This is a genomic window from Rhodospirillales bacterium RIFCSPLOWO2_02_FULL_58_16, assembly GCA_001830425.1.
Classification (GTDB): Bacteria; Pseudomonadota; Alphaproteobacteria; order Rhodospirillales; family 2-02-FULL-58-16; genus 2-02-FULL-58-16.
Map to the genome: position 1 here is coordinate 56,135 of MIAA01000052.1, position 9,051 is coordinate 65,185.

A 9,051-nucleotide genomic window follows, 5' to 3' on the forward strand; every position below is an offset into this window, starting at 1 on the left:
GGTTGACCTGACCGTACATCTTGACGGACTTTTCGACATCGGCGGCGGAAGCATCAACGGCGGCCATGGCGCCGACGCCGGCAACCACGGAACCCAGGAGCGCTAAACGAAAGGTCTTCATCGGTTTTCCCCTCAAGTTAGTTAAAATTACTGGTCTCTAGATACCCGGGCGAAGCTTCCTGCAACACCGCGCTGCGAATCAGCCGCAACCCACCCTGCATAAACATTGCCCCCTTCGTACGGCCTCGGATATGCAGGCGTCAACTCATTCCTGACCGGAAAATGCCGATTAACCACGCCCCTGTTGCAATTAAGCAACACGACCTCCGTCGTGCGCATTGACCGAAAGAAACGCTGTTTTATGGACCACAGAGGCTCAGAGACACAGAGGAGGATAGAGAGAAAAAAAGAAAAAGCAGGAAGAAAACTTCACTTGATCTTCTCTGCGCCTTTACGCCTTCGCGTGACCGATCATGTTTCACGCAAAGACGCGAAGACGCGAAGGCATGATGATAATCTATAGAAAGCGAATTGATTCTACAGAAACCACGGATAAATACAAACGTTCATCAAATATCACGACGGCGGCCAAAATGACTTCGCGCCTTTGCGCCTTCGCGTGACCGATCATGTTTCACGCAAAGACGCAAAGACGCGAAGACATGATGAAGGATAAGCCGCCATACAGTCTTACATATCCGCGTTTATCTGTGCTCATCCGTGGCCGGAAACTACTCCCTCATGCCGGCAATCGCCTCGTTTCTGAACGCATCATGAATGAAATGATCATAGTTCGTTCAGCAAGTTTTTATTATAACCCGCCCGACTTACAGGAACTCGAAGGAGAAGACATGTATGTAAGGATCGCAGGGGCCATCATTATGGCGCTGACGACTGCTTCGTGCCAGACCGCCGGCTCATCCGCCGGCAACGGCCCGATTACCTTGTCTTCAAAGGTCAACAGAAGCTACCAGGAATACCTGAACACACTGGAGCCGCTGGCCTTCGCCGTCTCCACCGACGGCAAAAGCAGCGGCCGGTTTTATTGCAGCAAGCCAAGAAACGTCTGTTTCAGAACCAATGAGATCACGGAAGCCCTTGTCAGATGCAGAAACAGCACTCCTAAAGGCCCCGCCGGCAAGGCGGACTGTAAAATCTTCGCCCTTAAAAACAAGGTGGTGTGGAACGGCCCGGTAACGTTCAAAGACCAAGGTCAAGTCCGGGCCAAACCCGCCCCTGTCGGCAACAACTCGGGAATTATCATGGGGCAACGCCCGAACAAACCCGCTCCCGTCGGCGACGGCCCCCTGACAATAACCGAGGCGGTCAACAAAGACTTCCAGAATTATCTGGATTTGCAGGAACCGCTGGCCTTCGCCGTCTCCGCCGACGGCAGGAACAGCGGCTGGTTCTTTTGCAAGACGCAAAGCGCCTGCGCGACGATGGACGCCGCCGGCAACGCCGTTAAATACTGCAATGGCAGCATTTCACAGGGTGAAAAGACCTGCAAAGTCCTTGCTCTTAAAAGGGATGTGGTATGGAAAGGCCGGGTATTGATTTCGCCCGTGAAATAAGGCGTTACGCCTGAAGACGGTCATTCTTCGCCCTCTGTATCCGAATCCGGGTCCGGCGCGTCTTCCGTCGCTATGCGGTAGTCCTCGTTCAGCCATTTGCCCAGATCAAGATTCATGCAGCGTTTGGAGCAGAAGGGGCGGTATGGGGCTTGCGCCGGTTTCCCGCACAGCGGGCAGCGCCCGGCCTTGATCGGTATTATCTCAGCCATTTTTGTTACTCCGGGGAGCAATCACAAAGCGATCCGGCGCCAGGGCGGCGTCGATGACCAGACGCAGAGGGCGGCCGAGACGGTCCTCCGCCTCCTTCCGCGCCGACTTGGCCCGACCGTTCAGGGTTTCAATCACTTCCGCCGCCGCCCGCACCTCCAGGCCGGCGCCGGGATGCGCCATCGCCTCGCGTCCGGCGGCGCGCAGCGCCTCATGGGCGACGGTAAGCGGCGATTTGACATAGCCGGCGCCGGCGCAGGACGGACACCGCCCGCCCAGACTGTGGGACAAGGAGTCCCGCCGCCGGGGGCGGGTCATCTCCACCAGTCCGAGATTGGTGAAGCCGACGACATAGACGGGGCAGGAATCGGTCGCCGTCGCCTTGCGCAGACGATCAAGAACCATGGCGCCGCTTTCCCGACGTTTCATGGCGACGAAGTCGATAATGATCAGGCCGCTGAGATTGCGCAGGCGGATTTGACGGGCGATTTCGTCCGCAGCTTCCAGGTTGACGGCCAGGGCCGCGTCCTCAAAGGCCCCCTTTTCGGCGCCGGCACCGATATTGACGTCGATGGCGCACAACGCCGCCGTTTCGCTGATGATGATATCGCCGCCCGACGCCAGATTGACCGAGGGGGCCAGGGCGCGTTCGATCTGCTCCTCGATGCCGTGATCCTCAAACATATCCCCCGAACCGTCATGGAGTTCTATTCTGGAGACCATATCCGGCGCGGCTTTCCCGCAGAACTCACGGATTTCGGCAAGGACTTGCGGATCGTCGGTGACGATCCTCCTGATTTCCGGGGTTCCCTCGTCGCGCAGAACCTGGAGCGCCGGGTCAAGATCACGGTACAGGCGTACGGGCGGGCGGGCGCCGGCGCGGGCCTGTTCGATCTCCCTCCAGACGGCGCGCAGGTAATCGATATCCCCGACTACCTCGCGGTCGGCGGCCTTGACGGCGGAGGTGCGAACAATGAAACCGCCGCCGTCGCCGGCTCTTTCCTTGATTAACCCGCGCAGCCGGGCGCGATCTTCTTCGTTGTCGATGCGCCGGGACAGCTTGATGTCGTCGTGATCCGGCGTGTAGACCAGAAAACGGCCGGGAAGGGTAATGTGAGCGGTCAGCTTGGCCCCCTTGCCCTCGAAGGGGTCGCGTTGCGCCTGAACCAGGACCGCGTCGCCCTCGCCGAGATAATCGCCGATGTCGCCGCCGGAGTTATCGCCGTGAGGACGGGCCTCGGCAACGGCGAGAAAGCCGGAGCGCTCATGGCCGATAGCGACAAAAGCGGCCTGAATGCCGGGGACGACCCGCTCAACGCGCCCGAGGTAAATATTGCCGACGAAGCTTTGCAGATCGGGACGCGCCGTTACCAGCTCGACCAGCCGCGTCCGCTCCACCAGGGCGATGCGCCTTTCTCCCGGCGACGAACTGATCAGCATCTTGTCGATGGTCACCTAAATCCCTGCCCCTTCAATAAGGAGACCGTCTCGAACAGGGACAGGCCGACGACGTTGGAGTAGGAGCCGTTGATTTTTTGCACAAAAGCCCCGGCCCGCCCCTGAATGGCGTAAGCGCCGGCCTTGTCGCGCCATTCGCCCGAAGCAAGATAGGCGTCGATTTCGAGCGCCTCCAGGCGCTTGAAGGAAACCGCCGTCACCACCAGCCGACGATGAGCCGCGCCTTTCGCGTCGATAAGGACAATGCCGCCGTAAACCCGGTGACGCCGCCCGGATAAAAATCCGAGAATGCGCCCGGCCTGCTCCTCGTCATGGGCCTTGGGCATTATGCGCCGCCCGCAGGCGACCACCGTATCGGCCCCCAGAACCAGCGCTCCCGGATTTCGTTCGGCGACGCAGCGGGCCTTGGTCTCGGCCAGGCGACGGACCACGTCGGCGGGAAGCTCGCCCTTTTCCACGGCCTCCCCGACCTCGGCGGGGTCTACCCCGTCGGGAACGATTCCGATCTGCGCGAGAAGGTCAAGGCGCCGGGGAGACGCCGAGGCGAGAATCAGGCGGAGCCTTTCGTTCGGCATTCCGAAATCCTCGTGGTTGATATTACTTGTAGCGAAAGGTGATCCGGCCCTTGGACAGGTCATAAGGCGACATCTCGACGTTGACCTTGTCGCCGGCGAGCACGCGGATGCGAAACTTGCGCATCTTGCCGGCGGTGTGGGCGAGAATTTCGTGGTCATTCTCAAGCTTCACCCTGAACATAGCGTTGGGCAGAAGCTCGGTAACGGTGCCGGAGAATTCCAATAGTTCTTCTTTCGCCATTACTCTCCCAATCCCGGATATTCCCTGAACATCAACAGCGGCGGCAACATAAGCATTTCCCCATGCCTGTCCGTCAAGCATTTTTCTGAATTATAGTATATAAGAAATTTCGTGAGCAATATATCAAGGTCTAAACTCATTGTCGAAAAAGCTTGCCGGTCACGTCGCCGTTATCATTTTCGGAATCATTCTTGCTCTTGGCCTGGCGGAAGGGGCGCTCCGGCTGCTGCCGGTTAATTCCGGCCTCAACGCCCAGGCGGTGAACGAAGCGCAGCCCGTCTTCCGCTTTCGCCCCGATGCCGACTACGTCTGGTCAAAGGGGCCGGGACTGTCGATGGTCAATAAAGGACACATCAATAATGAGGGATTCATCAACGACAACGACTATGAGCAATCGGCTGATCTGCCGGTTATGGCCGTGATCGGCGATTCCTACGTCGAAGCCTCGATGATTCCCTTCCCGCAAAGCATCGCCGGCCGTCTGGCCGGGGCACTTAAGGAAAAGACCCGCGTCTATAGTTTCGCCGCCTCGGGGGCGCCGTTGAGCCAGTATCTGGCCTGGGCGGAATTCGCCCGTAAAACCTACCGGCCCCGATCTATGGTCTTCGTCGTGGTCGGCAACGATTTCGATGAAAGCCTTCTTGCCTACAAGCAGGCGCCCGGCTTTCACTATTTTGCCCTGAAGCAGGACGGCGATCCGACACTTCGGCGAATTGACTATGAGCCGGAGACGTGGCGCATTATTTTGCGGCGCTCGGCGCTGGCCCGTTACCTCATCCTCAACCTGCACGCCGACATCATGGTGCGCGACCCCGTAAACTTCTGGCGCTCCATCCTCTCCCCGCCTCCGTCAAACGCCTTCGCCGGAAATGTTCCGCTGACGGTTTCGCCCGAGCGCGGCAACGCCGCCAAATCGGCGGTCGAGGCCTTTTTCCGCGAGTTGCCGGCGCGTAGCGGCCTTCCCCCTGAACGCATCCTTTTTCTGGTAGACGGCTTCCGCTATCCGCCCGAGAATGACGAAGAAGCCATAAGGCGAAAGTCCGGCTTCTTCGCCGACATGCGCAGTTTTTTTATATCTGTGGCCCGGATGCGCGGCTATTCCCCCATCGATATGGACGACCTGTTCATTCCCCGCTTTCGTGATGAGGGTCAAAGGTTTGATTTCGCGCAGGACGGCCACTGGAACGCCCTCGGACACCGGCTGGCCGGCGAGGCGGTCCTCAACTCGGCGGTCATTGCTCAAATTTCCCGGTGACCCCGGTACTCCAACCGGAATTCAGGGGAAGAACGCCTTGATAACCAAGCCGGTTACCCCGGCCAATACCAGCGCAACCATGACTTCAAGGCGCACCAGCCGATTTTCGTAACCGGCAATTTCCTCAGCGGCTGCCCGAGCCTTGTCCTCCGGCGCGCCGGCGGCAAGCAAGGCATCGTAAGTCTTGGAAAGCATGATGCTCATGACTTTTATCATCCCCCCCTTAACGCAGAGTGTCAACAATGGTGAATTTTGAACCTACCCGGATAGGTATTAGACGTGAAAAATCCGTTGGTGTAGATTGCGCAGCAATGTAAAGGCTCCAAACAAGAAGGGTGTTTTAATGTCAGCACGGCGCACGATCACTGTTGAAGGTAACGAGGCGGTGGCCTCGGTGGCTCACCGACTGAGCGAAGTCATCGCCATTTACCCCATCACGCCGTCCTCGCCGATGGGCGAGTCAGCCGACGAGTGGTCGGCCAAGGACCAGCAGAACATCTGGGGGGTAGTTCCCCAGGTCATCGAAATGCAGTCGGAAGCGGGCGCCGCCGGCGCCGTTCACGGATCATTGCAAAGCGGCGCGCTGACCACCACCTTCACCGCCTCGCAGGGTCTGCTGCTGATGATCCCCAACATGTACAAGATCGCCGGCGAGCTGATCCCGTTTTGTATGCACGTCACGGCGCGCACCATCGCCTCGCACGGCCTGTCCATCTTCGGCGACCATTCAGACGTCATGTCGGTGCGCCAGACCGGCTTCGGCCTGCTGGCTTCCAACTCGGTGCAGGAAGCCCACGACATGGCCTGTATCGGCATGGCGGCAAGCCTCCGTTCGCGCATTCCCTTCCTGCATTTTTTCGACGGCTTCCGCACCTCCCACGAAGTCGGCAAGATCGAGGAGTTGACCGACGACGACCTGCACGAGATGATTGATGACAACCTCGTGGCCGCCATGCGCGAACGGGCGTTGACTCCGGACAATCCGGTGATTCGCGGAACGGCGCAGAACCCCGACGTTTTCTTCCAGATGCAGGAAGCCCGCAACGTCTTTTACGACGCCTGCCCCGCCATCGTTCAGCAGACCATGGACCAATTCGCCGCGCTGACCGGGCGCAAGTACGGGCTGTTTGATTATGTCGGCCACCCCAAGGCCGAGAAAGTCATCATCATCATGTGCTCGGGCGCCGAGACGGTGGAACAGACGTCCGCTTACCTGAATGACAACGGCGAGAAAACCGGCGTCATCAAGGTCCGCCTGTTCAGGCCCTTTTCGGCGGACCGCTTCATCGCGGCGCTGCCGAAATCGGTGCGCGCCATCGCCGTTCTCGACCGCACCAAGGAACCGGGGTCTCTCGGCGAGCCGCTGTACCAGGACGTGGCGACCGCCCTGTTCCGGGCCAAGGCCTCGCCGACGGTTATCGGCGGACGCTATGGTCTGGCCTCCAAGGAATTCACCCCGGCCATGGTCAAGGCGGTATTCGACGAACTGGGACGGCCCAAGCCCAAGCAACAGTTCACCGTCGGCATCACCGACGACGTTACCGGCCTTTCCCTGGCTTTTGACCATAAGTTCAGCATCGAGGCCGACAACGTCACCCGCGCCGTGTTCTTCGGCCTCGGCTCCGACGGCACCGTCGGCGCCAACAAGAACTCGATCAAGATCATCGCCGAGAACACCGATAACGACGCCCAGGGCTATTTCGTCTACGACTCCAAGAAGGCCGGCGCCATCACCATCTCCCACCTGCGCTTCAGCCCTGATCGCCTCCACTCACCCTACCTGATACAGGAGGCCGACTTCCTGGCCTGCCACCAGTTCAACCTGCTCGACAAGCAGGACGTGCTGAAATACGCCAAGCAAGGCGCCGTCTTCCTGCTCAACTCGCCCTACGGCAAGGACGAATTATGGGACAAGCTGGCGCGTTCGGTGCAACAGGAGATCATTGATAAAAAGCTCAACGTCTACATCATCGACGCCGACACGGTGGCCGCCGCCGCCGGAATGGGCCGCCGCATCAACACCGTCATGCAGACCTGCTTCTTCGCCATCTCCGGCGTTCTCCCCCGCGACGAGGCCATCGCCCAGATCAAGGGCGCCATCAAAAAGACCTACGGCTCCAAGGGCCAGAAGGTGGTCGATCTGAACTTCGCCGCCGTCGATCAAACCCTGGCCAATCTGGTGGAATTCCGGGTTCCCGACCATGTCACCGCCAACCGCGACCTGCCGCCCGTGGTCCCCGACCACGCCCCCGACTTTGTCAAGCGGGTGACGGCGGTAATGATCGCCGGCAAGGGCGACATGCTGCCGGTCAGCGCCTTCCCGGTAGACGGAACCTGGCCGCTCGGAACCACCAGGTGGGAACGGCGCAATCTGGCCCGCGACATCCCGATATGGGTCGAGGAGCTTTGCATCCAGTGCAACAAGTGCGCGCTGGTCTGCCCCCACGGCGCCATCCGCGTCAAAGCCTACGCCGTCTCCGAACTTGAGGGCGCGCCTGCCACCTTCAAGTCCATGGACTACACCGGCAAGGAGTTCGGCGACAATCAGAAATACACGGTGCAGGTGGCTCCCGAGGACTGCACGGGCTGCACCCTGTGCGTGCGCGTCTGTCCCGGCAAAGACAAGAACGCCCCTGAAATTCTGTCCTTGCAGATGCAGCCGCAAATGCCGCTGCGCGAAGCCGAGGCCGCGAATCTGGAATTCTTCCTGGCGCTGCCCGAAGTCGATCGCGCCAAGCTAAAGCCCAGCGTCAAGCTGACTCAGTTCTGCCGGCCTTTGTTCGAATATTCCGGCGCTTGCCTGGGTTGCGGCGAGACTCCTTACATCAAGCTGATCACCCAGCTTTACGGCGACCGGACGATGATCGCCAACGCCACGGGCTGCTCTTCCATCTACGGCGGCAATCTGCCGACCACGCCCTACACCACCAACGCCGACGGACGCGGTCCCTCCTGGGCCAATTCCCTGTTCGAGGACAATGCCGAGTTCGGCCTGGGCATGCGCCTGGGCATTGAGCATCACGGCAGGCAGGCCCGTCAGTTAATAAAGGGCCTTGCCGCAAAGGTCGGCGAGGTTCTGGCGAATGAACTGCTCACCCCTTGCCATGTCGATGAAGCGGCGGTGCAGGCGCGACGTTTGAGGGTAATCGAACTGCGCGCCAAGCTGGCCGGCATTGCCGGCGCCGAAGCCCGCAAACTGGACAAGATCGCCGATTATCTGGTCCACAAGAGCGTGTGGGTGGTCGGCGGCGACGGCTGGGCCTATGACATCGGCTACGGCGGCCTCGACCATGTCATCGCCACCGGCCATAACATCAATATCCTGGTCATGGACACCGAGGTTTACTCCAACACCGGCGGCCAGCAATCCAAAGCCACCAATCTGGCGGCGGCGGCAAAGTTCGCCACCGCCGGCAAGTCGCGTCCCAAGAAAGATTTGGGACTGATGGCCATCGCCTACGGCAATGTCTATGTCGCCTCGGTCGCCTTCGGGGCGCGCGACGCCCAAACGATGAAGGCCTTCCAGGAAGCCGAGACTTTCGACGGCCCGTCCCTGATCATCGCCTATTCGCCCTGCGTCGAGCACGGCTACGCCGACATCGCCGATCATCTGGATCACCAGACCCTGGCGGTGAAGTGCGGATACTGGCCGTTATACCGCTATGACCCCAGGCTGCCGGGCGCCGGCAAAAGCGCTATGCAGTTGGACTCCAAGCCGCCGTTTGATTCCCTGGCCGATTA

The 9,051-nt window shown here is 60.0% G+C and carries 7 protein-coding genes and 1 pseudogene (1 of these 8 running past the window's edge); 3 read left to right on the forward strand and 5 right to left on the reverse strand.

The genetic code is table 11. The annotated features are described in order from the left end of the window. The first annotated feature begins 773 nt into the window (after positions 1 to 773). Positions 774 to 1,574: a hypothetical protein gene (locus A3H92_11970; protein OHC73277.1), complete on the forward strand. Its 801-nt coding sequence runs from the start codon at positions 774 to 776 to the stop codon at positions 1,572 to 1,574. A 20-nt stretch (positions 1,575 to 1,594) separates the two neighbouring features. Here A3H92_11970 and A3H92_11975 read toward each other — a convergent pair whose 3' ends face one another. The 4 genes from A3H92_11975 to A3H92_11990 are packed head-to-tail and all read right to left on the reverse strand — an operon-like array spanning position 1,595 to position 4,055. Beyond that, positions 1,595 to 1,783 (reverse strand): DNA gyrase inhibitor YacG, encoded by a 189-nt coding sequence (locus A3H92_11975; protein ID OHC73278.1) that lies wholly within the window; start codon positions 1,781 to 1,783, stop codon positions 1,595 to 1,597. Beyond that, positions 1,776 to 3,221 carry a hypothetical protein gene (locus tag A3H92_11980; GenBank protein OHC73374.1) on the reverse strand — a complete coding sequence of 482 codons (1,446 nt, stop codon included), beginning with the start codon at positions 3,219 to 3,221 and terminating at the stop codon, positions 1,776 to 1,778. Before A3H92_11980 ends, A3H92_11975 begins: the two co-directional genes overlap by 8 nt. A gap of 11 nt (positions 3,222 to 3,232) precedes the next feature. Further along, entirely contained in the window at positions 3,233 to 3,814 is a 582-nt protein-coding gene (locus A3H92_11985) for a septum formation protein Maf (GenBank protein ID OHC73279.1), read from the reverse strand. A gap of 22 nt (positions 3,815 to 3,836) precedes the next feature. Beyond that, positions 3,837 to 4,055 carry a translation initiation factor IF-1 gene (locus tag A3H92_11990; GenBank protein ID OHC73280.1) on the reverse strand — a complete coding sequence of 73 codons (219 nt, stop codon included), beginning with the start codon at positions 4,053 to 4,055 and terminating at the stop codon, positions 3,837 to 3,839. A gap of 139 nt (positions 4,056 to 4,194) precedes the next feature. On the opposite strand from A3H92_11990, the gene A3H92_11995 reads away from it, so the two are divergent. Next, the gene (locus A3H92_11995) at positions 4,195 to 5,310 is read left to right on the forward strand and encodes a hypothetical protein (GenBank protein OHC73281.1); all 1,116 of its coding nucleotides are present in this window, start codon (positions 4,195 to 4,197) and stop codon (positions 5,308 to 5,310) included. 21 nt (positions 5,311 to 5,331) lie between these two features. Here A3H92_11995 and A3H92_12000 read toward each other — a convergent pair whose 3' ends face one another. Beyond that, on the reverse strand, positions 5,332 to 5,514 hold the full coding sequence (locus tag A3H92_12000; protein ID OHC73375.1) for a hypothetical protein: 183 nt from the start codon (positions 5,512 to 5,514) through the stop codon (positions 5,332 to 5,334). 139 nt (positions 5,515 to 5,653) lie between these two features. Here A3H92_12000 and A3H92_12005 point away from each other — a divergent pair. Beyond that, a pseudogene (locus A3H92_12005) lies at positions 5,654 to 9,051 on the forward strand (pyruvate:ferredoxin (flavodoxin) oxidoreductase) (it continues 97 nt past the right edge of the window).